Source organism: Halomonas sp. B23F22_20 (genome assembly GCF_043496985.1).
Classification (GTDB): Bacteria; Pseudomonadota; Gammaproteobacteria; order Pseudomonadales; family Halomonadaceae; genus Halomonas.
On the sequence record NZ_JBIEKH010000014.1, the window covers coordinates 106,995 to 133,633 of the forward strand.

25 protein-coding genes are annotated in these 26,639 nt (G+C 67.0%); 4 read left to right on the forward strand and 21 right to left on the reverse strand.

Features of this window, described 5'->3' with window-relative positions; translation table 11 throughout:
* Window positions 1-123: 123 nt before the first annotated feature.
* Entirely contained in the window at window positions 124-522 is a 399-nt protein-coding gene (locus ACGTN6_RS13215) for a hypothetical protein (RefSeq protein WP_394592245.1), read from the forward strand.
* A gap of 196 nt (window positions 523-718) precedes the next feature.
* Here the strand turns inward: ACGTN6_RS13215 and ACGTN6_RS13220 are convergent, their stop codons facing one another.
* Together ACGTN6_RS13220 and ACGTN6_RS13225 are read right to left on the reverse strand one after the other, a co-directional pair.
* On the reverse strand, window positions 719-1,645 hold the full coding sequence (locus ACGTN6_RS13220; protein WP_394592247.1) for an electron transfer flavoprotein subunit alpha/FixB family protein: 927 nt from the start codon (window positions 1,643-1,645) through the stop codon (window positions 719-721).
* 29 nt (window positions 1,646-1,674) lie between these two features.
* Window positions 1,675-2,424: an electron transfer flavoprotein subunit beta/FixA family protein gene (locus tag ACGTN6_RS13225; protein ID WP_394592249.1), complete on the reverse strand. Its 750-nt coding sequence runs from the start codon at window positions 2,422-2,424 to the stop codon at window positions 1,675-1,677.
* A 604-nt stretch (window positions 2,425-3,028) separates the two neighbouring features.
* Here ACGTN6_RS13225 and ACGTN6_RS13230 point away from each other — a divergent pair.
* The gene (locus ACGTN6_RS13230) at window positions 3,029-4,696 is read left to right on the forward strand and encodes an electron transfer flavoprotein-ubiquinone oxidoreductase (RefSeq protein ID WP_394592251.1); all 1,668 of its coding nucleotides are present in this window, start codon (window positions 3,029-3,031) and stop codon (window positions 4,694-4,696) included.
* Between the two features lie 242 nt (window positions 4,697-4,938).
* On the opposite strand, the gene ACGTN6_RS13235 is transcribed toward ACGTN6_RS13230, so the two are convergent.
* From ACGTN6_RS13235 to ACGTN6_RS13310, 16 genes are all read right to left on the reverse strand, one after another.
* Entirely contained in the window at window positions 4,939-5,763 is an 825-nt protein-coding gene (locus ACGTN6_RS13235; protein ID WP_394592253.1) for a sulfurtransferase, read from the reverse strand.
* A complete protein-coding gene (locus ACGTN6_RS13240) occupies window positions 5,760-7,958 on the reverse strand; it encodes an ATP-dependent helicase (protein ID WP_394592254.1) in 2,199 nt (732 codons plus the stop codon). Before ACGTN6_RS13240 ends, ACGTN6_RS13235 begins: the two co-directional genes overlap by 4 nt.
* Window positions 7,955-8,494 carry a DUF1285 domain-containing protein gene (locus ACGTN6_RS13245; protein WP_394592256.1) on the reverse strand — a complete coding sequence of 180 codons (540 nt, stop codon included), beginning with the start codon at window positions 8,492-8,494 and terminating at the stop codon, window positions 7,955-7,957. The genes ACGTN6_RS13240 and ACGTN6_RS13245 overlap by 4 nt, the downstream gene beginning before the upstream one ends.
* A 34-nt stretch (window positions 8,495-8,528) precedes the next feature.
* Window positions 8,529-9,359 carry a TatD family hydrolase gene (locus tag ACGTN6_RS13250; protein WP_394592258.1) on the reverse strand — a complete coding sequence of 277 codons (831 nt, stop codon included), beginning with the start codon at window positions 9,357-9,359 and terminating at the stop codon, window positions 8,529-8,531.
* Between the two features lie 145 nt (window positions 9,360-9,504).
* The gene (locus tag ACGTN6_RS13255) at window positions 9,505-9,840 is read right to left on the reverse strand and encodes a PilZ domain-containing protein (protein WP_394592260.1); all 336 of its coding nucleotides are present in this window, start codon (window positions 9,838-9,840) and stop codon (window positions 9,505-9,507) included.
* Between the two features lie 14 nt (window positions 9,841-9,854).
* The gene (locus tag ACGTN6_RS13260) at window positions 9,855-10,844 is read right to left on the reverse strand and encodes a DNA polymerase III subunit delta' (RefSeq protein WP_394592262.1); all 990 of its coding nucleotides are present in this window, start codon (window positions 10,842-10,844) and stop codon (window positions 9,855-9,857) included.
* Complete coding sequence (tmk, locus tag ACGTN6_RS13265) at window positions 10,841-11,491, reverse strand: dTMP kinase (protein ID WP_394592289.1); 651 nt, start codon at window positions 11,489-11,491, stop codon at window positions 10,841-10,843. The genes ACGTN6_RS13260 and tmk overlap by 4 nt, the downstream gene beginning before the upstream one ends.
* 28 nt (window positions 11,492-11,519) lie before the next feature.
* A complete protein-coding gene (gene mltG, locus ACGTN6_RS13270) occupies window positions 11,520-12,524 on the reverse strand; it encodes an endolytic transglycosylase MltG (protein ID WP_394592264.1) in 1,005 nt (334 codons plus the stop codon).
* 13 nt (window positions 12,525-12,537) lie between these two features.
* Window positions 12,538-13,332, reverse strand: a complete 795-nt coding sequence (pabC, locus tag ACGTN6_RS13275) for an aminodeoxychorismate lyase (protein WP_343066395.1) — start codon at window positions 13,330-13,332, stop codon at window positions 12,538-12,540.
* Between the two features lie 50 nt (window positions 13,333-13,382).
* The gene (fabF, locus tag ACGTN6_RS13280; RefSeq protein WP_394592267.1) at window positions 13,383-14,621 is read right to left on the reverse strand and encodes a beta-ketoacyl-ACP synthase II; all 1,239 of its coding nucleotides are present in this window, start codon (window positions 14,619-14,621) and stop codon (window positions 13,383-13,385) included.
* Between the two features lie 190 nt (window positions 14,622-14,811).
* Complete coding sequence (gene acpP / locus ACGTN6_RS13285; protein WP_008956801.1) at window positions 14,812-15,045, reverse strand: acyl carrier protein; 234 nt, start codon at window positions 15,043-15,045, stop codon at window positions 14,812-14,814.
* A gap of 126 nt (window positions 15,046-15,171) precedes the next feature.
* On the reverse strand, window positions 15,172-15,915 hold the full coding sequence (fabG, locus tag ACGTN6_RS13290) for a 3-oxoacyl-ACP reductase FabG (RefSeq protein WP_394592269.1): 744 nt from the start codon (window positions 15,913-15,915) through the stop codon (window positions 15,172-15,174).
* A 30-nt stretch (window positions 15,916-15,945) separates the two neighbouring features.
* Window positions 15,946-16,914 carry an ACP S-malonyltransferase gene (gene fabD / locus ACGTN6_RS13295; RefSeq protein ID WP_394592271.1) on the reverse strand — a complete coding sequence of 323 codons (969 nt, stop codon included), beginning with the start codon at window positions 16,912-16,914 and terminating at the stop codon, window positions 15,946-15,948.
* Between the two features lie 5 nt (window positions 16,915-16,919).
* The gene (plsX, locus tag ACGTN6_RS13300; RefSeq protein WP_394592273.1) at window positions 16,920-18,047 is read right to left on the reverse strand and encodes a phosphate acyltransferase PlsX; all 1,128 of its coding nucleotides are present in this window, start codon (window positions 18,045-18,047) and stop codon (window positions 16,920-16,922) included.
* Window positions 18,048-18,093: 46 nt separating this feature from the next.
* Window positions 18,094-18,264: a 50S ribosomal protein L32 gene (gene rpmF, locus ACGTN6_RS13305; protein ID WP_183389771.1), complete on the reverse strand. Its 171-nt coding sequence runs from the start codon at window positions 18,262-18,264 to the stop codon at window positions 18,094-18,096.
* A 32-nt stretch (window positions 18,265-18,296) separates the two neighbouring features.
* Complete coding sequence (locus ACGTN6_RS13310; RefSeq protein WP_394592275.1) at window positions 18,297-18,824, reverse strand: YceD family protein; 528 nt, start codon at window positions 18,822-18,824, stop codon at window positions 18,297-18,299.
* A gap of 106 nt (window positions 18,825-18,930) precedes the next feature.
* Here ACGTN6_RS13310 and ACGTN6_RS13315 point away from each other — a divergent pair, with 106 nt between their 5' ends.
* Window positions 18,931-19,518, forward strand: coding sequence for a Maf family protein (locus ACGTN6_RS13315; protein ID WP_394592277.1), 588 nt, complete (start codon window positions 18,931-18,933; stop codon window positions 19,516-19,518).
* Window positions 19,519-19,685: 167 nt separating this feature from the next.
* Here ACGTN6_RS13315 and sppA read toward each other — a convergent pair whose 3' ends face one another.
* From sppA to ACGTN6_RS13330, 3 genes are read right to left on the reverse strand one after another with little or no spacing between them, the layout of a single operon-like run.
* Entirely contained in the window at window positions 19,686-20,774 is a 1,089-nt protein-coding gene (gene sppA / locus ACGTN6_RS13320) for a signal peptide peptidase SppA (RefSeq protein ID WP_394592279.1), read from the reverse strand.
* A gap of 32 nt (window positions 20,775-20,806) precedes the next feature.
* A complete protein-coding gene (locus ACGTN6_RS13325; protein ID WP_394592281.1) occupies window positions 20,807-21,457 on the reverse strand; it encodes an HAD family hydrolase in 651 nt (216 codons plus the stop codon).
* Window positions 21,458-21,469: 12 nt separating this feature from the next.
* The gene (locus ACGTN6_RS13330) at window positions 21,470-22,417 is read right to left on the reverse strand and encodes an RluA family pseudouridine synthase (RefSeq protein WP_394592283.1); all 948 of its coding nucleotides are present in this window, start codon (window positions 22,415-22,417) and stop codon (window positions 21,470-21,472) included.
* A 568-nt stretch (window positions 22,418-22,985) separates the two neighbouring features.
* Here ACGTN6_RS13330 and rne point away from each other — a divergent pair.
* A complete protein-coding gene (rne, locus tag ACGTN6_RS13335; RefSeq protein ID WP_394592285.1) occupies window positions 22,986-26,471 on the forward strand; it encodes a ribonuclease E in 3,486 nt (1,161 codons plus the stop codon).
* Window positions 26,472-26,639: the final 168 nt, after the last annotated feature.

Here is a 26,639-nt window from a genome sequence, read left to right on the forward strand (position 1 = left end):
GTGCACAGATGCGGAGCACCCTACTCCGAACAAGAATTGTTATCAATCCCTGGCGCAGGCGATTGACAGATCCATCCCACAAAACAAGAATGAGAATCTATTTTATCCAAGAGGTGAGACGCCATGACGACGGACCGTGCTCGGCTCTACTACTCCTGCACCTTTCTCTGCGTGTCTTTCCGGGCCCTGCTGGAATCGGTGGACGGGCACGCCCGCCGCCCAGGCATGCCATGCTGGCTGGACACCCGGACGGTCGAAATGCTGTCGGCAGAACTAAGACGCTGTCGCGAAGAGGCGGCACCCTTCCCGGACCTCCACCCCTCCCTGGACACCGCCCTCTCCCACTGCGGGCTGCTGATGGCCCAATGTCCCGGCGCCCTGGACCATCGACGCTGTCGACAGCACCTGGAAGCCATCATTGCCCCGCTGGGGGACACCACTACGCGACTGGCCTCCCCCATCCGTCGCGAGGGCCCCTGGCAGGCGGCAGCCCGCCGCTTGGGCGGCTGGCTGCGGCACTGACGCCGCACACATGCCCACACCACAAGGGGCCGGCCTCGCTGGAGGCCGGCCCCTTGTCATTGGGCGCATGCGGTCGAGCGCTTACCGCTTGCCGGAGCCTCGACGTTCGTGCTCGAGCTCCGGCAGCGCCTCGAATAGATCCGCCACGAGGCCACCGATCATCGAAAGCGACACCTGGAAGATCCCTGTCTTCGGTTTACAGCTTGCTCTCTAGCTCCGGCAGCACCTCGAACAGATCACCCACCAGACCATAGTCTGCGACCTGGAAGATCGGCGCTTCCTCGTCCTTGTTGATGGCGACGATCACCTTGGAGTCCTTCATCCCCGCCAGGTGCTGGATGGCGCCCGAGATCCCCACCGCGATGTACAGCTCCGGCGCCACGATCTTGCCGGTCTGGCCGACCTGCATGTCGTTGGGCACGAAGCCGGCGTCCACCGCCGCACGCGAGGCGCCGATCGCCGCGCCGAGCTTGTCGGCGATGCCGTCGAGCAGCGTGAAGTTCTCGCCGCTGCCCATGCCGCGGCCGCCGGAGATGACGATCTTGGCGGCGCCCAGCTCGGGGCGGTCGCTCTGCTCGAGCCGCTCGTCGACGAAGCTCGACAGGGCGTTGTCGATGCCGGCCTCGACCGCTTCCACGGCGGCACTCCCCGCCTCGCCCACCGCATCGAAGGCGGTGGGCCGCACGGTGATCACCTTCAGCGCGTCCTCGCTCTGCACGGTGGCGATGGCGTTGCCGGCATAGATCGGTCGTTGGAAGGTGTCGGCGCTCTCCACGCCGATGATCTCGGAGATCTGGCTGACGTCCTTGAGCGCGGCGAGCCGCGGCAGCACGTTCTTGCCGGTGGTGGTGGCAGCGGCCAGAACGTGAGAGTAGTCGTCGGCCAGCGCCACCAGCAGGTCACCCAGCGGCTCGGCCAGCTGGTGGGCGTAGACGGCGGCGTCGGCCACGCGCACCCGGGCCACGCCATCGAGCCTGGCGGCGGCCTCGGCGATGGCGCCGACGTTCTCGCCGGCCACGAGAACGTCGATATTGCCACCGATGCGTTGGGCGGCGGCGACCACGTGGGCGGTGGCCTCGGCCAGCTGGCCGTCGTGATGCTCCGCGAGTACCAGAATGCTCATCAGATCAGCTCCTTTCAAAGCAACTGTTATCAAAGAACTTTTGCTTCGTTCTTGAGTTTGTCCACGAGCTCGTCCACGGAGCCCACCTTGACGCCACCCTGGCGCTCGGCCGGCGGTTCGACGCGCACACGCTTGAGCCCGGAGGCAACCGACACGCCCAGCTCGTCCGGCGTCTTGGTGTCCAGAGGCTTCTTCTTGGCCTTCATGATGTCGGGCAGCTTGGCGTAGCGCGGCTCGTTGAGGCGCAGGTCAGTGGTGACGATGGCCGGCAGCTGGAGGGCGACGGTCTGCAGGCCGCCGTCGATCTCGCGGGTCACCTTGAGGGTGTCGCCGTCAACTTCCACTTCGGAGGCGAAAGTACCCTGAGGGCGGCCGGTCAGCGCGGCGAGCATCTGCCCCACCTGGTTGTTGTCGCTGTCGATGGCCTGCTTGCCGAGGATCGTCAGCCCCGGCTGCTCTTCCTCGACCACCTTGGCCAGCAGCTTGGCCGCGGCCAGCGACTCGACGGCCTCGTCGGTCTGCACGTGGATCGCCCGGTCGGCGCCCAGCGCCAGCGCGGTGCGCAGCTGCTCCTGGGCGGCCTTGGGGCCCACGGTGACCGCGACCACTTCCGTCGCCACCCCTTTCTCCTTGAGCCGCACCGCTTCTTCCACGGCGATCTCGCAGAAGGGGTTCATGGCCATCTTGACGTTGGTCAGGTCGACGTCGGAGTGATCCGGCTTGACACGGATCTTGACGTTGTAATCGATGACGCGTTTGACCGCGACGAGTACCTTCATAATGCCCTCGCTTGGTTCAGTATCGGAACCTTGGGTGACGGAGGTCGGCGACACGCTGACGGAACGCGACACCGGGCCTCATAGAACCGTCCGGCATGCTCTTATGCGTTTCATGCAAGCGTTTGATAGGCGCCATACCGAAAAAACCCCCTAAATGTGCCACAGCCCGGGCTGTGGCAACAATCCCCGATTATGCCGAGATTCCGGCTTCTCGAGCCCCTGCCATCGTAAGGGGTGCCCCTTTGCGGCTATTATGCCTATCATGGGACACACCTAGAAGCAAACGACCGTTTTAAAACCTGCCACCGTGAATGGTGCCCGGGTTTTGTACGAAAAAGTCGGCGAACGATGGCCAGACCGGTTCCCGACATGCCGGCGCACTCCCCGCATCCATGTGGGTCGCAAGGCAAGCATCGACGACAGATCGCCAGGGTTGCCGCTTGGGCAGCCCGACGCTCGCAGAGCGAGTGACAGGATGTCACGAGTCAAAAGACGGACCGGGCTCTTACACGAGCCGATGTCAAACACCGCAGGGACGAGCGCAGACAGTTTTCGTACAGGACCCAGGCCCCGGGCGTGACCGGCAAGGAAGGAGAAAAATCCAATGACAGAACAGATCGAACGCGACGCCATGGAATTCGACGTGGTCATCGTCGGCGCCGGGCCCTCCGGATTGGCCGCGGCCTGCCGTCTGATGCAGCAGGCGAGCGAGGCCGAACACGAACTGACGGTGTGCGTGGTCGAGAAGGGCTCCGAGGTGGGCGCCCATACGCTCTCCGGCGCCGTCTTCGAGCCCCGCGCCCTGCAGGAGCTGTTTCCCGATTGGGAGCAGCGCGGCGCGCCACTGACCACCCCGGCCGTGCGCGACGAAGTCTACCTGCTCAAGGATGCCGAAAAGGCCCAGAAGCTGCCCAACGCCCTGGTCCCCAAGACCATGCATAACACCGGTGGCGACCTCACCCGCTACGTGATCAGCGCCGGTAACCTGTGCCGCTGGCTAGCCGAGCAGGCCGAGGAGCTCGGCGTCGAGGTATTCCCCGGCTTTGCCGCCCAGGAAACGATCGTCGAGGATGACGTGGTCAAGGGCATCATCGTCGGTGACATGGGCGTGGGCGCGGACGGTCAGCCCAAGGACGGCCACATGCCGGGCATGGAACTGCGCGCAAAGTACACCCTGTTCGCCGAGGGCGCCCGCGGCCATCTGGGCAAGCGACTGATCGAGCGTTTCCATCTCGACGAGGGCAAGGATCCACAGCACTACGGCATCGGCTTGAAGGAGCTGTGGGACGTGCCCGCCGAGCAGCACGAGCCTGGCCTGGTGCTGCACGGCTCCGGCTGGCCGCTGGACAAGTCGACCCAGGGCGGCTGGTTCCTCTACCACGCCGAGAACTCTCAGGTGGTGGTCGGCCTGATCCTCGACCTCTCCTACCAGAACCCCTGGCTGTCGCCCTTCGACGAGTTCCAGCGCATGAAGCATCATCCGGTGCTCGCCAAGCATCTCAAGGGCGGCTCGCGTGTGGCCTACGGAGCCCGTGCCATCGCCAAGGGCGGCCTCAACTGCCTGCCCAGGATGACCTTTCCCGGCGGCCTGCTGATCGGCTGCGACGCCGGCACCCTCAACTTCGCCAAGATCAAGGGACTGCACACCGCCATGAAGTCGGGCATGGTGGCCGCCGAAAGCGTCTTCGAGGCCATCGCGGCCGGCGACGAGGGCGGCCTGGAACTGAGCGCCTTCGAAGACAAGTGGCAGGCCAGTTGGGCCTACCGCGAGCTCGACGAGACCCGCAGCTTCGGCCCGGCGATCCACAAGTACGGCACCGTGGGCGGCGGCGCCTACAACTTCCTCGACCAGCTCATCGGTGGCAAGCTGCCGACGCTGCATGACACCGTGCCGGATCACGCCACCCTCAAGAAGGCGGCCGACTGCGAGAAGATCGACTATCCCAAGCCGGACGGCGTGCTGTCCTTCGACAAGCCCTCATCGGTGTTCCTCTCCAACACCAACCACGAGGAAGACCAGCCCTGCCACCTGCGGCTGGCCGATCCCGAGCTGCCGATCCGCGATAACCTGCCCGAGTATGCCGAACCGGCCCAGCGCTACTGCCCGGTGGGGGTCTACGAGGTGGTCGAGGACGACGCCGGCAAGCCGAAGTTCCAGATCAACTTCCAGAACTGCATCCACTGCAAGACCTGCGACATCAAGGACCCGGCGCAGAACATCACCTGGGTGGCACCGGAAGGGGGTGGGGGACCGAACTACCCCAATATGTAGGCTCGGGTTACGGGCTACGGGCTACGGGCTACGGGCTACGGGCTACGGGCTACGGGCTACGGGCTACGGGCTACGGGCTACGACAGCAAGCTTAGCTCGAAGCTCGAAGCTCGAAGCTCGAAGCCAGCATACATAGAAACGCCCCGCAGGCTGAGGCCTGCGGGGCGTTTTGTCTTCCAGCTTCAAGCTTCCAGGCGCGCAGCGCCGCTCTTCCGGCTTACCGCTTACGGGGACGTCCGGGCTCAGTCGCCGGTGGCGATGGGTCGGGCGGGGTCGCGGATCCATTCGCTCCAGGAGCCGGCATAGAGCCGCGGCAGCGGTCGGCCGGCGATCGCGTAGGCGAGGATGTCGTGGCAGGCGGTGACGCCGGAACCGCAGTAGGCGATCACGTCCTCACCGCGCGGCAGCTCGGCGTCCAGCGCTTCGGGGGCCAGAAAGCGCCCGTGCGCGTCGAGATTGTCGCCGCTTGGTCGGCACACCGCACCGGGGATATGCCCGGCCACGGAATCCACCGGCTCGGCCTCGCCGCGAAAGCGCTCCCTGGCACGGGCATCCACCTTCAGCGACCTGCCGGAGAACACCTGGTCGGCGCCGACCAGCACGTCGTCGCGATAGTCGGGCATCCAATCGCTCGGCGCAGGGGCAGGCTCGCGGCCCAGCGGCAGCTCGCCGCCGGCGTTCTGCCAGGCGGCGAGGCCGCCATCGAGCACTCGCACATCCGGGTGGCCGGCCCAGCAGGCCAGCATCCACCAGGCGCGCGCCGCGGCCAGCTGGCCGCCCATGTCGTCGTAGACCACTACCGGCCGCTCGGGGGTGATGCCCAGACGGCGCATCACCGCCGTGAAGTCCGCCTCGGCCGGCAGCGGGTGACGGCCCCTCTCCCCGGCCGGCGCCGCCAGGTCGCGGTCCAGATCCAGGTGATGGCTGCCCGGCACATGGCCCTCGCGCCACAGGCGCTCACCGGCTCCGTGATCGCCGAGCCGCGCCCGACAGTCCAGCACCAGGGGCGCCCGGGTGCCGGACAGCGCGCGGATCAGCTCGGTGGCCTCGATCAATACGTCACTCATGCGCCTTCTCCCTCCAGAAATTCGATCGGCGCCCGTCGGGCGATCAGCCGTCGACGACCGGCCTGATGGAAACGCACTTCGATCACCGGGTTGTCCGGGTCGCCCTCCACCACGCTGATCTCGCCCTCGCCGAAGACGGCATGGCTCAGGCGACGGCCAACGCGATAGTCGACCGGGGTCTCGGCGACCTCGGCCGATGGCTCGGCGGCCTCGATGGAGAGCGGTCGCCCCAGCCGCTCGAGATAGCGCTGCACCAGGGCAGGACGGGCGACGCGAAGTGGCGCTACCGATCCGTCGGCGGCGCCGGCGACCAGCCGTTCGGCCACCTTCATGCCATCCTGCCAGGCGGTCTCGGCGAGGAAACGGCTGGGGCGGTGGTCACCACCGTCGTGGAGCATCACCAGGCGCTCACGAGCCCGGGTGATCGCCACGTAGAACAGTCGCCGCTCCTCCTCGAGGCGCGGCGGGGTCAAGGGGTTGTCGCGGGTATAGTGAGGGAAGTCTTCCTCGTTGACGCCGCCCAGCACCACCAGCGGCCACTCCAGCCCCTTGGCACCGTGCACGGTAGTGATCAGCACGCCATCATCGCGATTCTCCACCGGACGCCGCAGCAGCTCGATAAAGGCTGCCAGACCCGGGGCTTCGCGAGCCTGCTCCACCAGCACGTCGAGCAGCCGTACGTCCTCCTCGCCCTTGTCGCGCCGCGCCGCGGCACGCTTGAGTACCTTCTCGGCCTCGACCTCTTCACTGACGTACTCGAGCAACCGCGCCGGCGACCAGCCGCCGCGACGTGGCAGTTCGCACAGCAGCGCCCAGCGGCGCTTGAGGGTACGCCGCTGATGGGGCTTGAGGGCGGCGATCAGCGGGTCGTGGCGCTCCGGCCAGCGCTGGCTCTCGGCCAGCCGGGCGGCGAGCGACGCCAGCCGCTCACGGGGCACGAAGGGCGTAGGCTGGGAGATCAGGACCAGCAGGTGACCGGGGTCGCGCAGCAGGCTCGCGTCCAGCGCCAGCATCAGGTAGCCGGCCAGAGCCTCCACCAGCGGCAGGCGAAACACGAAGCGATCCTCCCGCGACAGCCGAAAGGGAATGCCCTGCCGCAGCAACGCCAGCTGCATCGGTACCGACAGCGCCCAGCTGCGCACCATCAGACAAGCTTCATCGAGACGACGGCCCCCACGCTGCCAGGCGACGAGCTCGTCGAGCAGCGCCTGGCCGCCCTGCCCCACTGCCAGCCGGGTATCGGGGTTGTCCGGAGCCGCCAGGCACAGCTGGTCCGGGCGACGACGATTGGCGTCGATGGCGTGATTGGCGGCCAGCGCCAGGGCATGGCCGTGGCGAAAGGTCGTGGACAGCGGATAGTCCCTCGCCGCCCCGAAGGTGGCGGTGAAGTCCTCGAGCATGGTGTCGGGATGGGCGCCACGCCACTCGTAGATGCACTGATTGGCATCGCCCACCGCCATCACTGCCGCCTCGCGGCCAGCCAGCACTGCCAGCAGGCGCTGCTGGGCGGGGTTGATGTCCTGATACTCGTCGATGATCACATGATCCAGGAACCCCTGGACTCGAGCGCGCAGGGCCGGATCGCCCTCCAGGGCCTTGAGCGGCCGATACAGCAGATCGGCATAGGTCATCAGCCCTTGGTCGGCGAGCAGCGTCTCGGCGTGCTCGAAGGCGGCGGCGAAGTGCTCGGTGTCCTCGCCGAAGTCGAGTCGGGCATAGAGCTCGACCGGCTCGGCCATCTCGGCCTTCACCAGGCCACAGAAATGCGCCAAGGCCTCGAGCTTTTCGGCCTCGAGCGCCCGTTCGCCGGCCTCGGGGAACGCCTCCAGCGCCTGCTGGGTGGCCTGACGCAGCAGGCGCTCCAGCTGCCAGTCCGCGGTCAACAGCCGGCGGGGAGCGAGCACCCCCCAGCGGTTGAGGCTCTGGCTAAGGCGATGGCCAAGCGAGTGAAAGGTGCGCACGTCGGGCAGAGCCTGGCCCGCAGGCGCCGTGGCCGCGAGCCGGGCCTGGAAGTCCTCGCGAGCCGAGCGGTTGAACATCAGCACCAGGATGCGACCGGGCGCCACGCCCTGCTCGAGCAGGTGCAGCACTCGCGCCACCATGGTCGTGGTCTTGCCCGCCCCGGCCACCGCGGCGACCCGGGCATGGCCCGAGAGATGCCCGACCACGGCATGCTGTTCCGGCGTCAACCTCATGACGTCGCTTCGTCCCAGCGACCCAGCGACTGCCAGACGCCGCTGCTCTCCAACCCCAGCTCGGCGCCGCGCTGCTCGGCGGACTCGACCAGTCGATAGAAGACGTTGCGCGAGAGTCGCGCGGCGAGCCCGAAGCGCACCGGCACTTCAGGCACGTGCTCGCCGAGCGGCGTGGCGCTGACCGTCAACCGATGGGCCTCATCGAGCCGGACGCGATCGCCGACGTTGGTGGTCAACCACCAGTCCCCGGCGGCATCCTGATCGGCATCGACGATCATGAAGGCACGGTCCTCGACACGGATATGCTGTTTCTCGGCAGGCGTCACCAGATAGTGCTCGCCGTCGTCCTCGCGGCGCAGGATCGTCGACAGCAGCCTGACCAGCCGCGGCCGGCGGATCACTCCACCCTCGTGGATCCAGCGACCGTCGGCGGCAATGGTCAGGTCCATCTCGCCCCGGCGCTCGGGATGCCAGCGGTCCACCGGCGGGATCTCGCCCTGCGGTTCGATACCGGCCAGCAAGGTCTCCAGATTCATGGCGCCTCCTTCCCCATCGTGGCCGCGTCGTGACCTAGACCACCAGACCCGAGCGAGCCAGCGCCTCGCGGACCTCCGGGGTCGCCTCGGGGGCCGCCGCACGGAACAGGCGGTAGAAGTTGGCGGTCGTCTGCATGGCCACTTCCTCGACGCTGATGCCGCGCTCGGCGGCAATGCACTCGGCGACCTCCACTACCCAGGCCGGCTCGTTGGGCTTGCCCCGGTGCGGGACAGGGGCCAGGTAGGGGCTGTCGGTCTCGATCAACATGCGATCCAGCGGCAGCCGCCGGGCCAGCTCTCGAATCGAGGTCGCATTGCGGAAGGTGACGATGCCCGACAGCGAGATGTGAAAGCCGTGTGCCACCGCCTCCCGAGCCATGTCCAGATCCTCGGTGAAACAGTGCAGCACGCCACCGATGGACGGATCGACATACTCGCGGATCAGCGCCAGGGTGTCTTCCCGAGCCTCACGCGTATGGATGATCACCGGCAGTTCGAGCTCGGTCGCCGCGATCAGGTGGCGACGAAAGCGCTCGTGCTGAACCTCACGAGAGACACCGTCGTAATGATAGTCGAGGCCGGTCTCGCCAATCGCCACCGCACCGAAGCGCTCGGCGCACTCCTGGATGGCCGAGACGCTGGGCTCCTCGGGCACTTCGTGCAAGGGATGCACGCCGGCGGAGATCACCACATCGTCGTGCTCGCGAGCGATGGCGGCGATGCCGGGCACCTCCTCCAGGGTAACGGCGATGGCCAGGAACTGGCGCACGTCGCGGGCGCGGGCTGCCTCGAGGGCGACGGCGACGTCGCCGTCATGAGTACGGGGATCGAGGCGATCGAGATGGCAGTGGGAGTCAATGAACATGAAAATCTTCGGCAGTAGATGACTAGACGTAATTCAGAAGGAAGAAATAAGAGGGAAGAAAAAACAACAGCCTATCTTCTCTTCCCTCTTCCCTCTTCCCTCTTCCCTCTTCCCTCTTCCCTCTTCCCTCTTCCCTCTTCCCTCTTCAGAGCGTGTAGGTCGGCGCGCCCTTGTCCAACTGACCCGCCAACAGGTTTTCAATCTTGTCACGCACGGCATGGTCCCCAACGCCGAAGTGGACCCCGATGCCCGGAACCCGGCGCCCGGAAACGCCCTCGGGCGAGATCCAGACCACCTGGCCGGTCACCGGAAGTCGCTCGCTCTCGTCGGGCAGGGTCAGCAACACGAAGACCTCTTGACCGAGCTCGTAGCGCTCCTGAGTGGGCACGAAGATACCGCCCCTTTCCAGCACCGGCATATAGGCCGACAGCAGCGTGGGAATATCCCGGATAGTCAGGGAGAGGGCTTTCTGTGCGGTCACGCGGATCTCCTCCGTCAAGAACGCAGCAAAGCGGACCAGCGTACCAGCCAGGCCTCCAGTGCCAGCTGCGGATTGGGATTGCCCCCTGCGCTCAGCAGGCGCCGTTGTTCGCGAGCATAGTCCAAGAGGCGGAACCAGTCGCGCACGCGACCATTCTTCACCGCCTGGCGATACAGCGGCAACAGGTCGGGATTGCGCAGCGCCTCGGATTCGCCCGACAACCCCAGGCGAATCAGGTCCTCGAGCCAGGCGATACCGTACCACAGGATGGCATCGAGGGCCTGACGGTCCAGCCGAGCGGCTTCGGCCACCGGTTCGGCACCGCGCACCAGGGCGTCAAAGGTCTCGTGTAGCTGCTGGCGAAGCGCACGGGAATCGGGCTCGGCGAGTTCGAGGGCTCGCAGCGGCAGGCCACCGGCGGCCTGCCACCAGAAATGTGCCTCCTCGCGACCGCCGAGCCGCTCGGCCAGCCAATCCAGGCACTCGGTCTCGCCCGGCACCGCCAGGCTCCAGTGCTGGCAGCGTGAGCGAATGGTCGGCAGCAGGTGCGAGGGAATATCGGAGAGCAGCAGGAACAACGTCCGGCCGCCGGGCTCTTCCAGGCTCTTGAGCAGGGCATTGGAGGCGGCCACGTTCATGGCCTCGGCGGGGCTGATGACGATGACACGATAGCCGCCCTGCTGAGCGGTCTGGGAAACGAAGCCATTGATCTCGCGGATGGCGTCGATGCGAATCTGGCGCTTGCCCTCGTCGGGGGACACCCGCATCAGGTCGGGATGGTAACCGGCGGCCAGCATCCGACAGGCATGACAGTGGCCGCAGGCGATCTCGCCGGGAGCTTGGCACAGGGTACGGGCGATCAACGCTTCGGCCAGCGACGGCTTACCGACACCATGCGGACCAGAGAACAACAGTGCGTGGGGCAGGCGCCCGGCGTCGGCGAGCGCGACCAGCTCTTGCCAGCGCGGCTCGAGCCAAGGCAGCGGCCGAACGGGATCGCTCATGACACCTCCAGATGGGCATCCAGCCGCTGCCCCAGCTCGGCCTGCACCGCCGCAAGGGAACGGTCGGCGTCGATCACGGCGATACGCTCGGGTGCCCCGGCGGCCCGCGCCAGGTAGGCGCGTCGCACCGCCTCGAAGAAGTCGCCTCGCTCGCGCTCGAAGCGGTCGCGCTGGCCACCCTGGCGTTCGAGGCGCCCCTCCAGCCGACGCTGTGCCGCCTCCATCGGCATGTCGAGCAGCAGCGTCAGATCGGGCTGCAGACCTCGCTGAACGAACGCCTCCAGCTCGGCAATGCGGGCGGCCGGAATACCGCGACCACCGCCCTGGTAGGCGAAGGTGGCGTCAGTGAATCGATCGCAGACCACCCAGGCGCCTCGCTCGAGCGCCGGACGCACCACACGGGCCAGGTGCTGAGCGCGGGCGGCGAACACCAGCAGCAATTCGGCATCGTCGTCCAGCGGCTCGTCGCCGTTGGGGTCGAGCAGCAGGCCGCGGATCGCCTCGGCCCGCGGCGTGCCGCCCGGCTCCCGGGTGCACACCACCTCGAGCCCGCGGGCCCGCAAGTGTTCGGCGACCCACGCCAGATTGGTGGACTTTCCCACTCCTTCACCGCCTTCCAGGGTGATAAAGCGTCCGCGCCTCGGCATCATGACGTCTCGATGGTTGGTGAATGGTTCAACGATTGCGGATGTAGCGGTTGACGGCGTTGTTGTGCTCGCGCAAAGAACGCGAGAAATGATGGGTGCCATCGCCCCGGGCCACGAAGTAGAGTGCCTCGCCCTCATAGGGATGCACCGCCGCCTCGAGCGCTGCCTGTCCCGGCAAGGCGATGGGCGTGGGCGGCAGGCCATCGATCACATAGGTGTTGTAGGGCGTCGGCTCGCGCAGGTCGGCGCGAGTGATGTTGCCGTCGTAGTCGTCACCCATGCCGTAGATCACGGTGGGATCCGTCTGCAGGCGCATGCCGCGCTCCAGGCGCCGCACGAAGACGCCGGCGATGCGACCACGCTCTTCGGGCGCGCCGGTCTCGCGCTCCACCAGCGACGCCAGGATCAACGCCTGATAGGGCGTCTCCAGTGGCAGGTCGTCGTCGCGCTCGGCCCAGGCCTCGGCGAGCAGCTCGTCCATGCGCTGCATGGACTGACGCAGGATTTCCAGGTCGCTGATGCCCTTACGATAGCGATAGGTATCGGGGAAGAAGCGTCCCTCGGGATGCTCTCCCTGGCGATCGAGGCGCGCCATGATTTCGGCGTCGGACCACTCCGCGGTGCGATGCTCGAGTTTGGGGGCGGCATTCAGCGCCTGGCGCATCTGGGCGAAGGTCCAGCCCTCGGGGACGGTCAGCGGATAGGTGACCACCTCGTGACGGTCCAGCATGCCGAGCAGCTCGCGACCGCTCATGCCGGGCGTCAGCCGATATTCGCCAGGACGCAGATCGGGCACGGCCTCGGGCTCGAGCCGAGTCATCAGGCGAAAGGCCCAGCCGTCTGCCAGGATACCGCGCTCGCCGAGCTCATTGATCACCCGGTGGAAGCCGGCGCCGGCCGGCACTTCGTAAAGCGTCGGCGCTTCCAGCACCAACGGCGCCTCGAGCCGGGTCTGCCAATAGCGGTAACCGGCGCCCAGGGCCAGCGCCGCCAGGATGACCAGCAGCGGCAACAGTTTGAGCCCTCGCCTCATGGGAAGTCCTCGTTCAATCGTGGGGATGGCGGGGATGGCCGAGCAGCGCGTGAGCCTCGGCCTGCAGTGCTCGATGGCGGTCGTTCACCGCCCAGCGCGACAGGCAACGCCCCTCCGCGTCGTCGAGCCGAACCACCGGCCACAGGCCCTGCACGGAGTTGGCCAGACACACGGCCTCGGCGTCGGCCAGGGCGCCGGGCTCGGCAGCCACCACGCGAATGTCCAGGCGGGCGAGCAGTGCCTCGCGCAGGGTGCCTGCCACGCCACAGCGTTCGAGGCTCGGCGTGTGCCAGGCACCACCTCGCCACCAGAAGAGATTCATGCACGTGGCCTCGACCAGCCGACCCTCGACGTCGCAGAGCAGGCCTTCGGCGATCTCGGGATCGGACCACTCGGCCCGGGCAAGGACGTTCTCCAGGCGGTTGAGGTGCTTGAGACCAGCCAGCACCGGCTGGATGCCCAGCCTCAACCGGCAGTGCCGCACCGCCACGCCTTGCCTCCAGCGCGCCTCGTTCGGTGCAAAGGGAGCGGCCTGCCAGCGTAACCGCGGCTCGGGGGCCTCGGGTGCCAGGTAGCCTCGACCGCCACTGCCGCGAGTCAGCATCAGCTTGAGCACCGCCAGGCCCTTGCCGGCCCGGGCCGGCAAGGCCTCCAGCGTCGCCCTTGTCGGCATCGGGATGCCCAGAACGGCCGCCCCGCGGGCCAGCCGTGCCATATGCTCGTCCCACAGCAGCGGCTCGCCATCTCGCACCAGCACGGTCTCGAACAGGCCATCGCCATAGGCCAGGCCGCGATCGTCGAAGGGCACGCCTTCCCCCGGACTCAGCCGGCCGGCATCACCCTCGCCTGCCGAGCCGCTCACACCTTGGAGAAGACCAGGGTGCCGTTGGTGCCGCCGAAGCCGAAGGAGTTCGACAGGCTGACGTCGATCTTCATCTCCCGGGCGGTATGGGGCACGTAGTCAAGCACGCAGCCTTCCTGGGGGTTGTCGAGGTTGATCGTGGGCGGCGCCACCTGGTCGCGAATCGCCAGCACCGAGAATACCGCCTCGACGGCGCCAGCCGCGCCCAGCAGGTGGCCGATCATCGACTTGGTGGAACTGACCGCCACATCCTTGGAGGCCTCGCCAAGCACGCGCTGGACGGCGCGACTCTCGGCCAGGTCACCGGCCGGGGTGGAAGTGCCATGGGCGTTGATGTAGTCCACCGCGGCGGGATCGATGCCGGCATCGTGGATGGCGTTCGCCATCGACAGCGCGGCGCCGCTGCCGTCTTCCGGCGGCGCGGTCATGTGATGGGCATCGTCGCTCATGCCGAAGCCGGTGAGCTCGGCATAGATGGTTGCGCCGCGTGCCTTGGCGTGTTCGTACTCCTCGAGCACCATCACCCCGGCGCCGTCGGAGAGCACGAAGCCGTCGCGGTCGCGATCCCAGGGGCGGCTGGCCGCTGCCGGGTCGTCGTTGCGCGTCGACAGCGCCCGGGCCGCGGAGAAACCGCCCAGTCCCAGCGGCGTGGTAGCCATTTCGGCGCCGCCGCAGACCATCACGTCGGCATCGCCGTAGGCGATGGTGCGAGCGCTATAGCCGATGTTGTGGGTACCGGTAGTGCAGGCGGTGGTGATGGCGATGTTGGGCCCACGAAAGCCGTGCTGGATGGCCAGGTTGCCCGAGATCATGTTGATGATCGAACCCGGCACGAAGAACGGTGAGATGCGCCGCGCCCCGCCCTTCTGCAAGGCGTTGTGGTTGTGTTCGATCATCGGCAACCCGCCGATGCCCGAACCGATCGCCACCCCGATGCGATGGGCGTTGTCATCGGTGCATTCGATACCCGCGTCGCTGATCGCCTGCCCGCCCGCGGCCACGCCGTACTGGATGAACAGGTCCATCTTGCGGGCGTCCTTGGGATTCAGGTAGGGGCTGATGTCGAAGTCCTTGATCGACCCGCCGAACCGCGTATTGAAGCCGCTGGCATCGAAGTGCTCGATGGGGGCGATACCGCTCTTGCCGGCCAGGATGTTGCCCCAGCTCTCCTGCACGGTATTTCCTACTGGCGTGACCAGGCCGAGCCCCGTCACCACAACCCTTCTACGAGCCATCAGCTTTCCTCCAGATCCAGATGGTGACACGGCCCCGAAGGGCCGTCTTTGAGCGCATTATACCCGAGTCTGCGTCCACTGTGGCCCCAGCGCCATCCCCAGAAAGCACGAGAGCCGCCCTGCATGGCAGGACGGCTCTCACCAGGGCTCGCTGCCCTGGACACACCTCAGCAAGCGGTGACCAACACCCTTACTGGTGGGCGTTGACGTAGTCGATGGCTTCCTGAACGGTGGTGATCTTCTCGGCTTCCTCGTCGGGAATCTCGGTATCGAATTCCTCTTCGAGCGCCATCACCAGCTCGACGGTATCCAGGGAATCCGCGCCGAGGTCTTCGGTGAAAGAAGAAGAGTTCTGGATGTCCTCTTCCTTGACGTTCAGGCGCTCGGCCACAACCTTCTTCACGCGCTCTTCGATGGTGCTCATTATGACGTACTCCAGTCGTTCACGTTAAGCCGACTGCTAACCAGCCGTTTCAGATCCGCAAGCCAATAAGCTGCGGGGTAGTTTATAGACCGCTCAGGGTCAACGCAACCGCCGTATGCCGCGGCTTCAGCGCATGTTCATGCCGCCGTTGACGTGCAGTGTCTCGCCGGTGATATAGCCCGCCGACTCGCCGGTCAGAAAGCCCACCGCGGCCGCGATTTCCTCGGGCTGGCCGAGCCTCGCCAGAGGAATCTGGCCGAGCAGGGCCTCCTTCTGCGCCTCGGGCAGCGCCTCGGTCATGTCGGTCGCAATGAAGCCCGGGGCCACGGCATTGACGGTGATGGCACGAGTCGCCACCTCGCGAGCCAGGGCCCGGGTAAAACCTTCCATGCCGGCCTTGGCGGCAGCGTAGTTGGTCTGACCGAGGTTGCCCATGGTGGCAACCACCGAGCTGACCGACACGATTCGCCCGAAGCGAGCCTTGGTCATGCCGCGCAGGCAAGCCTTGCTGACGCGATAAACGGACTTGAGGTTGGCATCGATGACCGCATCCCACTCGTCCTCTTTCATGCGCATGAGCAAGTTGTCACGGGTAATGCCGGCATTATTGACCAGGATGGTCGGCGCACCGAACTCCTCGCCGATCGCCTTGACCAAGCCATCGACACTGACCTGGTCGGTGACGTCGAGGCGGCGCCCCGCTCCCTCGAAGCCCTGTGCCTTGAGGTCGGCGTCGATGCGCTCGGCACCAGCATCGCTGGTGGCGGTACCGATCACGATCCGGCCCTGACGACCGAGCTCGTGGGCGATGGCGCGGCCGATGCCGCGACTGGCCCCGGTGATCAGGGCGACTCTAGACTCGCTTGTCATGGTCTCTTCCGTTCTCGTCCTGGAGGTGGGTCAACCGTTGGCCGGCGATTGGCCGACCGCCTCGCGGGCCAGCTCGAGGGCCGCCGAGAGGCTGTCGGGGTCGTTGACCGCCAGCCCGCGACTGCCCCGGGCGATTCGTTTGTTCAGGCCGGTGAGCACCTTGCCTGGACCGCATTCGATGAACACCTCGGCTCCCTGGCCGACCATGGTCTCGATGCAGGCGGTCCAGCGTACCGGCTGGTAGAGCTGTTCGATCAGGCGCGTGCGCAGCGTCTCGACATCGGCATGCGCCTGGGCATCGACGTTCTGGACCACGGTATAGCGCGGCGGCCGCAGCGCGATCTCGTCCATCGCGGCAGCCAGACGCTCGGCGGCCGGACGCATCAGGTCGCAGTGCGACGGCACCGATACCGGCAGCGGCATGGCGCGCTTGGCACCGGCCTCCTGGCAGGCAGCAATGGCGCGCTCGACGGCCGCCTTGCCGCCGGCGATGACCACCTGACCGGGAGCATTGTAGTTCACCGCGGCGACCACCTCGCCATCGGCAGCCTGGGCACAGGCCTTCTCGACCGCCTCATCGTCCAGGCCGAGGATCGCGGCCATGGCGCCCTGCCCCATGGGCACGGCGTCCTGCATCGCCTCACCGCGCAGCTTGACCAGCCGAATGCCGTCGGCAAACGACAGTGCGCCGGCACACACCATGGCGCTGTACTCGCCGAGGCTGTGACCCGCCATGGCGGCGGGGCGCGGCCCCTCCAGCTCCTGCCAGACGCGCCAGATGGCCACGCTGGCCGCCAGCAGCGCCGGCTGAGTGCAGGCGGTCGCGTTGAGCGCCTCGGTAGGCCCTTCCTGGACCACCTGCCAGAGATCGTACCCCAGCGCATCGGAGGCTTCCTCGAAGGTCGTGCGCACCACGCTGTAGCGCTCGGCCAGCTCGCGCAGCATGCCGATCTGCTGGGAGCCCTGCCCGGGGAAGATGAGGGCAAGGGGTTGTGTCATGTCGATCACCTTTGCTCTTGTTGACTGGTCGCGGCCCCGCCCGTATCCGTAACGGCGGAGTCGTGACCACTGGATCCGCTGTCGACCCGGCCGTGGTCGGCGACGACCGGGTCGACAGCGGACCGTCGCAGGTGCAGCTCGGCGGCCAACCGCTCGGGCAAGCCGTGGTGCACCTCCTGAACCGCACGAGCCACGGCAAAGTGAAACCCCGTGGCATCGGCGCCGCCATGGCTCTTGATGACGATGCCGCCCAACCCCAACAGGCTCGCGCCATTGTAGCGCACCGGGTCGAGCTCTCGACGCAGACGAGCCAATGCCGGACGTGCCAGCACGCCCACCAGGCGACTGGTCCAGTGCGCCTCGAAGGTTGCCTGGACGCGGCGCACCAGCATCCGCGCCAGGCCCTCACTGGCCTTGAGCACGGCATTGCCGACGAAACCGTCGCAAACGACCACATCGGCCTCACCGGCGAAGATCCCATCGCCTTCGATGAAGCCGACGTAGTTGATCCCTGGCAAGCGACACAGCATTCGATCGGCCTGCTGCACGCTGGCCGGCCCCTTGGTGCCCTCGACGCCCACGTTGAGCAGGGCCACTCGGGGCCGTTCGAGACCATCCACGTGACGCGCCATGACCTCGCCCATCAAGGCAAAGTCCACCAGTCGCGACGACTCGACGTCGACGTTAGCCCCCAGATCGAGCAGATAGCAGCGACCTTCTCGAGCGGTGGGAATGGCGGTGCTGATTGCCGGGCGTGCGACGTCGGCCACGGTACCCAAGGCTCTCCGGGAAAGCGCCAGCAGCGCGCCGGTGTTGCCCGCACAGACGCCGGCATCGGCCTCGCCACGCGCCAGGCATTCCAGCATGGCAGCCATACTGGAGTCATGCCCGTGCCGCAGCGCCTGGGCAGGACGCTGATCCTGGCGGATCACTCCGTCCGCGTTCACGACGCTCAGATGCGACGACGCCGCGGCGAGAGGCCGCGGCAGCCGGGAAAGCTCGTCTTCCAGCTGGGCGGCGGGGCCGAACAGTCGGATCTCGAGCCCAGGGTCGGCCATGACGGCGCTGGCCGCGCCAACCACGGTAGCTCGAGGACCGAGGTCCCCTCCCATGGCATCTACGGCAATCCGCATGTTCAGCGGCCAGCAGGCATCACGGCACCCTCAAGGACGTTCAGCCTCAGGCGTCGACGACCTTGCGACCCTTGTAGAAGCCGTCCGGGGAGACGTGATGACGCAGGTGAGTGGTGCCGGTTTCCTTGTCCTGGGACAGCGCCTGACCGGTCAGGGCATCGTGGCTGCGACGCATACCACGCTTGGAACGAGTCTTGCGGTTCTGTTGAACTGCCATGGGATATCACTCCAGAGTGAATCGATGAGATATCAGGTTTTGCCCTTGAGGCGCTTGAGCACCTCGAAGGGATTGTCGGAGGGGGCATCCGGCATCTCGGAGCCCGCCCCACTGCTCAGCTGGTCGCGCGAGACCGCACAATCGGCCTCGTCGTGGTAAACCACCTGGGGCAGGCTGAGGATGAGCTCATCCTCGACCACCACCAGCAGGTTCAGCTGTTCGTCTTCTACCAGCACCGGCTCATGGGTGCTTGGCAGATCGGCCGCCAGGGCATCGCTGGTGACCATTCCCAGCAGGAATTCGCTCGCCACCGCCTGCGGCATAGGTATGAGACAGCGCCGACAAAGCAGCTGCAGCTCAGCCTCCAGGCGACCACGGATTTCCCGACGCCCTTGGGCATCGATGGCGAAGTCCAGCCATACTCGGGCATCGCCGTGCTGTTCGCCGGCCTCTTCAACGAGTCGCGGCAGGTCGCCCAGCGCCACCAGGCCTTCGAGATGTTCGGCATGCGCGGCGAGCTTGTAAGGCTCGACCCTGCCAGGGAGTCGTGAGGTCAACATAGGCGCGCAATGATAGGCACTCCCTCCCCCCCTGTCAAAGCCCGCTCGCATCGAGGGTACAATGCCTGCCATCATGCCTCGCTTCACCCTTCCGGAGGACCTTGCCATGCCACGTCTGGTGCTCGCCTCGAGCTCCCGCTTTCGCCGCCAGCTGCTTGATCGCCTGGAGATTCCCTATGCCTGGGAGAGCCCGGATATCGACGAGACGCCCCATCCCGGCGAGTCGCCCCAGGCGCTGGTGCACCGGCTATCGCTGGCCAAGGCCGAAAGACTGGCCGCCGACTGGCCGGACCACCTGATCATCGGCTCCGACCAGGTGGCGGTATTCGAGGGCGAGACGCTGGGCAAGCCATCCGACGAGGCCGCCGCACGGCACCAGCTCGCCCGCTTCTCGGGTCACAGGGTCAGCTTCTTGACCGGCCTGGCGCTGATCGACACCCGAAACGCCGGCCACCGCGTCTGCCACGAGCGCTACGACGTGGTCTTCCGCCGGCTGAGCGAGGCCGAGATCGCTCGCTACGTGGCCAGGGAACGCCCGCTGGACAGCGCCGGCAGCTTCCGCATGGAAGGCCTTGGCATCACCCTGTTCGAACGCCTCGAGGGCGACGACCCCAATGCACTGATCGGACTGCCGCTGATCCGACTGTGCCAGCTGCTGCGCGAGGCAGGACTGGACCCGCTCGGCGAGCGCTAGGCTGCGGGCTGCGGGCTGCGGGCTGCGGGCTGCGGGCTGCGGGCTGCGGGCTGCGGGCTGCGGGCTGCGGGCTGCGGGCTGCGGGCTGCGGGCTGCGGGCTGCGGGCAGTCTCCATGAATATAAAGCCCACGCCAGCCGCTCGCAGCCCGAAGCTCGCGCCCCGTGGCTAGTACAGCTGATAACGCAGCGGCGAGGCAGCCTGCGGCAGCCCGAACCATTCGGCGGCGACTCGCCCGAAGCGACGCGCCAGGCGGTCAAGGGGATCCAGACGCGGCGTGTAGTCCTGGGTGCGCGGCGTCGCCAGGCGCTCCCTGGCGAGGCTGTCGAGACTGCCCAGCTCGTCCACCAACCCCAGTTCGATGGCCTGCTCGCCGGTCCAGATCAGGCCGCTGAATAGCCGCTCGTCATCGGCCAGCCGATCGCCTCGCCCCGCCTTGACGTCCTCGATGAACTGGCGATGCGTGGTGGCCAGCACCCGCTGCCAGAAGTCGCGCTGCTCCGGGGAGATATCCGAGAACGGGTCGAGGAAGGCCTTGTTCTCGCCGGCGGTGAACACGCGGCGCTCGACGCCCAGGCGCTCGATCGCCTCCTGGAGGCCGAAGCCGGCGTTGATGACGCCGATCGAACCCACCAGGCTGGCCGGCGCGGCGACGATCTCGTCGGCAGCGGAGGCGATGTAGTAGGCGCCGCTGGCACCGATGTCCTCGACCACCGCGATGATCGGCTTGTCGCCCTGCCCGCGCAGCCGCATCACTTCATCGTAGATACGCTGGGATTGCACCGGGCTGCCGCCAGGGCTGTCGATGCGCAGCACCACGGCCTTCGCCCCCGGCGCCTGCCAGGCCCGCCTGACGCCATCGATGATGCGATCGGCGCTGGCCCGGGAGTCGCTGTCGATCACGCCCTCCACCTTCACGATGCCCAGATGGGGCCCGGCCACGCTCCCCGCCCCCGGCACCACGAAGAGCCCGTAGAGGGTGATAGCCAGCGACGCCAGTATCAGCAGGGCGAAAAGGAAGCGAAAGAAAAGTTTCCAGCGCCGCGAGCGACGCTGCTCGACGAGCACGCCGTCGATCCAGCGATCGAGCATGGCCTGCTGGGCGAGGCGCTGGCGCTCGCGCAGCGTCTCGGCATCCTCGTCGCTCGGGGCCGGCGGCGCCTGCTCGGCGGCCGAGCGTCGGCGGCGCTCCTCTCGGGCCTGCTCGGCGCTGAGCTCCGGTCCTTGGGTCCAGTCGTCGCGTCGATCGTCGCCCATGGGCTTACTCCTGTGAACGAAACAAGCAGCGATCAGGCATGCAGCCAGTCGATGAGCTCGGGAAAGGCATCGGCGGTGAACACCGGGCGACTGGCCGCCAGACGCTCGGGCGCATGCACGCCGTAAGTCACGGCAATACGATCCATGCCCAACGCCCGCGCCATCTCCAGGTCGTACTCAGTGTCACCGACCATCACGGCCTCCTCTACCGGCACACAGAGCTCGTCGAGCAGCTCCTCGAGCATCCGCGGATGCGGCTTGGAGAGCGTCTCGTCGGCGGTACGGCTGGCGTGAAACCAGTGCCCGCATTCGGCCTCACGGAAGATGCGATCAAGCCCGCGGCGGCTCTTGCCGGTGGCCACCGCCAGGCGACTGCCGTCATCGGCTCGCAGCCGCGCCAGCCCATCGATCACGCCTGGGTAGAACGGCATCGGGGTCACGTCGCCCTCCACGAAGTGGTAGGCATAACGCTGCCGCAAGGCCTCGGCACGCTCGGGGTCGATACCCGGACACAGCCTGGCGATGGCCTCGGGCAGCCCCAGGCCGATGATGTCACGGACACGCTCGTCAGACAGCTCCCCCCAGCCGATGTCGCGACCGGCGGCCTGCATGCAGGCGACAATGCGGGCCACCGAGTCCATCAGGGTGCCATCCCAGTCGAAGATCATCAGTCGATAGCGCATGAAGCCTCCGCGTCAACGAGCGTCGCGGGCGCGCGCCAGCACGCCATCGAGGGTGTCGCCGAGCGGCGCACGGATCTTCACCGGCTTGCCGCTGGTGGGTTCGGGAAAGGTCAACGAGGCGGCGTGGAGAAACAGCCGCGACAGTCCGAGCTGCGCCGCAATACGCCCCCCTTCGCGGGTGCCGTACTTGTCGTCACCAAGCAGCGGGTGACCGGCGTGGGCCGCATGCACACGGATCTGGTGGGTACGCCCAGTGATCGGCTCGGCCTCGATCAGGGTGGCGCGGGCGAAGGCCTCGCGCACGCCGAACCGGGTACGCGCCACCTTACCTGCACTATCGACCCTCACCCGACGCTCACCGTTGCCGGCATCGAAACGATCCAGCCGGGCGCTGACGAAGTCGCGCCGCGCCGGCCAGCGACCGGCGACCAGAGCCAGATACTGCTTGGACATCTGGTGACGCTTGAGGGCGTCGTTGAGGCTCAGCAGCGCCGGCCGCGACTTGGCCAGCAGCAGACAGCCGGAGGTATCGCGATCGAGGCGGTGCACCAGCTCGAGGAAGTCCAGATCCTCGCGAACCTGACGCAGCGCCTCGATCAAGCCAATCTTGACGCCGCTGCCACCGTGGACGGCGAGTCCCGATGGCTTGTTGAGCACCAGCCAGTCACGCCCCTCCAACAGCACGCTGCCGGCCAGCAGGTTACGCAGGCTATCGCTGACCTCACGGACTGCCTCGCGGGGCGCGAGCTTGAGCGGCGGTATGCGCACCACGTCCCCCAACGCCAGCCGGGTATCGGCCTTGACCCGCTTCTTGTTCACCCGCACTTCGCCCTTGCGCACGATGCGGTAGATCAGCGCCCGAGGCGCTCCCTTGACGCGCGTCATCAGGAAATTATCGACCCGCTGGCCCACCTGGCCCTCGGTCACTTCCACCCATTGCACCTCGCGGCCCTCGGCCATGCGACACTCCACTTACCACTGACGTAAAAGGCGCATTCTACCGCAGTGCCGGCCATTCTGCCGCCAATTGCTGGGTATCCCCTTTACTGGTATATTGCGGATTCGTTCCAGTGGACAGAACCGTCCATTCGCGCGCCTGCACGACACACACGCAGGCCGGAGCGACGAAATCAGGCCGCGACGACCCTCCCACACGAGGTCCCGCCGCCGACAAGCAAGCGATACAACGCCACGCCCGCCCCGCCTCGCTTCTGACGAGCGAGCGGCAACCACGGGATACGTACAACATCGTGCCGGAGGCCGGCGTTGGCGAATCGATGAATGCCAGGTGTTGGCGGTGACCGCAGGGCCGGATGGGAAACGAAACGACCCGCCGAGACATGTCCTGCCTCCGCCCCGTACTCAACATGATCATGCCGTGCCGGCCCGCCACTGCTATCAGGCCCCGACACGGCCGGGCGCAGTTCCGCATCCGCGACATGCGCTGAGCACAAGCACGCTGCACCCTGCGGTTCGCCATCGTCGATGCCCATGGGCGCCCACCGGCGCGTCCATTTTGCGAGACGACATGAAACGGATGCTCATCAACGCGACCCAGCCGGAAGAGCTGCGCGTCGCCCTGGTCGATGGACAACGCCTCTACGACCTGGACATCGAGTCCGGTGCCCGGGAACAGAAGAAAGCCAACATCTATCGCGGCAAGATCACCCGCGTGGAACCCTCCCTCGAAGCCGCCTTCGTCGATTTCGGCGCCGAACGCCACGGCTTCCTGCCGCTCAAGGAAGTCTCCCGCGAGTACTTCGTCAAGGAACCCTCTGGCCGCCCCAGCATCAAGGAAGTGCTCAAGGAAGGCCAGGAAGTCATTGTCCAGGTCGACAAGGAGGAGCGCGGCAACAAGGGCGCGGCACTGACCACCTTCATCAGCCTGGCCGGCCGTTTTCTGGTACTGATGCCCAACAACCCCCGGGCCGGGGGGATCTCGCGGCGCATCGAGGGCGAGGAACGCGCCCAGCTCAAGGAGGCCATGGGCCAACTGACGGTGCCCGACAAGATGGGCCTGATCGTGCGCACCGCCGGCATCGGCCGCTCGCCCGAGGAGCTGCAGTGGGACCTCGACTACCTGGTGCAAGTCTGGGAGTCGATCACCGAGGAAGCCGGCAAGCGGTCCGCGCCCTTCCTGATCTATCGCGAGTCCAACGTCATCATCCGCGCCATGCGCGACTACCTGCGCCAGGACATCGGCGAGGTGCTGATCGACAGCGAGCAGGTCCACCAGGAGGCGCTGGCCTTCATCCGCCAGGTCATGCCCTCCTACCAGCAGAAGATCAAGCGCTACGCCGACGAAGTGCCGCTGTTCTCGCGCTTCCAGATCGAGTCACAGATCGAGACCGCCTACGAACGTGAGGTCAAGCTGCCCTCCGGCGGCTCTATCGTCATCGACCACACCGAGGCACTGGTGTCCATCGACATCAACTCGGCGCGCGCCACCCGCGGCAGCGATATCGAGGAAACGGCGCTGCAGACCAACCTGGAGGCGGCCGACGAGATCGCACGCCAGCTGCGCCTGCGCGACATCGGCGGCCTGGTGGTCATCGACTTCATCGACATGTCGCCGGCGCGCAACCAGCGTGAGGTCGAGAACCGGGTCCGCGACGCCCTCAAGCTCGATCGCGCCCGGGTGCAGATCGGCCGCATTTCCCGCTTCGGCCTGATGGAAATGTCCCGCCAGCGCCTGCGCCCGTCGCTGGGCGAGACCAGCGGCGTGGTCTGCCCGCGCTGCGACGGCCAGGGCACCATCCGCGACGTACGCTCCATCTCGCTGTCGATCATGCGCCTGATCGAGGAAGAGGCGATGAAGGAGCGCAGCGCCCAGATCCGCGCCATCCTGCCGGTGCCGGTGGCCACCTACCTGCTCAACGAGAAGCGCGCCGTGCTGGCCGATATCGAGCGTCGCCAGGACGTGCGGGTGGTGCTGCTGCCTAATCCCGACATGGACACGCCCCACTACGACGTTCAGCGCCTGCGCGACGATCATGTCGACGAGGAGGGCTCGTCGTACAAGTCCAGCTACGAGCTGCCCATGGAGACCGAAGTGGGCAAGGAGCCCGAGGCATCCTTTGGCAAGCCGGTCAAGCGGGACGAGGCCGCGGTGAAGACCGTGGTGCATCACGAACCGGCACCGGCCTCGCTGCGTGAGGAAGCCCCGGAAAAGTCGGCCGAGTCGCCGGCTCCCTCCCCCAAGGCTGCTCCCAAGGCTACCCCCAAGCCCGCTCCTGCCGCTGCCCCGAACGCCCGGGATGGCGTACTGGGTCGTCTGGTGAAGGGCTTCGCCCGCCTGCTGAGCGGGGAGGAACAGCCCGCGCAGAGCGGTGAGGCCTCCCGCACCGACGAGCAAGCCAAGCGTCAGCCCTCCTCTGGCCGGCCGGCCGAAAGCCGCGATGAGCAGCGCGGCGAGGCCAAGCCCAGCGGCAACGGTCGCCAGCGCAACCGCCGTGGCGGTCAGCGCCAGGAGCGCGGCGAAGGCCGAGACGAGAGTCGTACCGCCAAGCCACAGCGCCAGGGCGATGACAAGTCGCGCACCGACAAGAGCGGCAGCCAGCGCGGCGGCCGAGGTCGCGGCCAGCGCCAGGACGACGGTCGCCAGCCGACGGAGGCCCGCAAGTCTCAGGACAGCAAGCCCCAGGGAGGCCGTAAGCCCCAGGACGGAAAGACCCAGAGCAGCAAGCCGCAAGAAGCCAAGCCCCAGGAAAGCAAGGCCGAACAGTCCAAGGACGAGAGCCCGGCCAAGGCTGCCGCCAACGAGGCCGATACCAAGCCCAAGCGCCTGCGCAACAATCCTCGCCAGCGACAGCGCCAGCACGCCCTGAACCCGGAGGCGGTATCCGAACAGCAACGCCTCCAGGCCGAGGCGGCCAAGGCAGAAGCACAGCCGGAAGAGGCGAAAGCCGATCAGCCAAAGGCCGAACAGCCCAAGGCAGACGCTAAAGCCGAAGAACCGAAGGCCGAAGCCAAGGCGGAACAGCCCAAGGCCGATCAGCCCAAGGCAGACGCCAAAGCCGAGGAGCCGAAGGCCGAAGCCAAGCCGGACACCAAGGCGGAACAGCCCAAGGCAGAGGCCAAAGCCGAGCAGCCGAAGGCCGACGCCAAGGCGGAACAGCCCAAGGCAGAGGCCAAAGCCGAGGAGCCGAAGGCGGAAGCCAAGTCGGACACCAAGGCCGATCAGCCCAAGGCAGACGCCAAAGCCGAGGAGCCGAAGGCGGAAGCCAAGGCGGACACCAAGGCGGAACAGCCCAAGGCAGAGGCCAAAGCCGAGGAGCCGAAGGCGGAAGCCAAGCCGGACACCAAGGCCGATCAGCCCAAGGCAGACGCTAAAGCCGAGGAGCCGAAGGCGGAAGCCAAGCCGGACACCACGTCCGATCAGCCCAAGGCAGACGCCAAAGCCGAGGAGCCGAAGGCCGAAGCCAAGCCGGACACCAAGGCCGATCAGCCCAAGGCAGACGCCAAAGCCGAGGAGCCGAAGGCCGAAGCCAAGCCGGACACCAAGGCCGATCAGCCCAAGGCAGACGCCAAAGCCGAGGAGCCGAAGGCCGAAGCCAAGGTGGAACAGCCCAAGGCAGACGCTAAAGCCGAGGAGCCGAAGGCGGAAGCCAAGCCGGACACCAAGGCCGAGCAGCCCAAGGCAGAGGCCAAAGCCGAAGAGCCGAAGGCGGAAGCCAAGCCGGACACCAAGGCCGATCAGCCCAAGGCAGAGGCCAAAGCCGAGGAGCCGAAGGCGGAAGCCAAGCCGGACACCACGGCCGAGCAGCCCAAGGCAGACACTAAAGCCGAGGAGCCGAAGGCGGAAGCCAAGCCGGACACCAAGGCCGAGCAGCCCAAGGCAGAGGCCAAAGCCGAAGAGCCGAAGGCTGACGACAAGGCCGATGCCCAGCCCGAGCCGAAGGCCGAAGCAGTGAAGGAAGAGACGCCGCGTCGCCGCCGCCGCGCCCATAACGACCCGCGTGAAATTCGCCGTCGTGAACAGGAGGCCAAGCGCCAGGAAGGCCAGCAAGGCTGACACGCCGTATCTCTCCTGAAAGACAACGCCCGTGGCCATTGTGAACTGCACCCCGAAAGTTGGACACCCAATCCAACCTTCGGGGTGTTTCTATGCGGAATCAGTACAGCGACCAGTTTAAGTTGCAAGTGGTGCAGCAATACCTGGATGGGGATGCCGGTCTAGAAG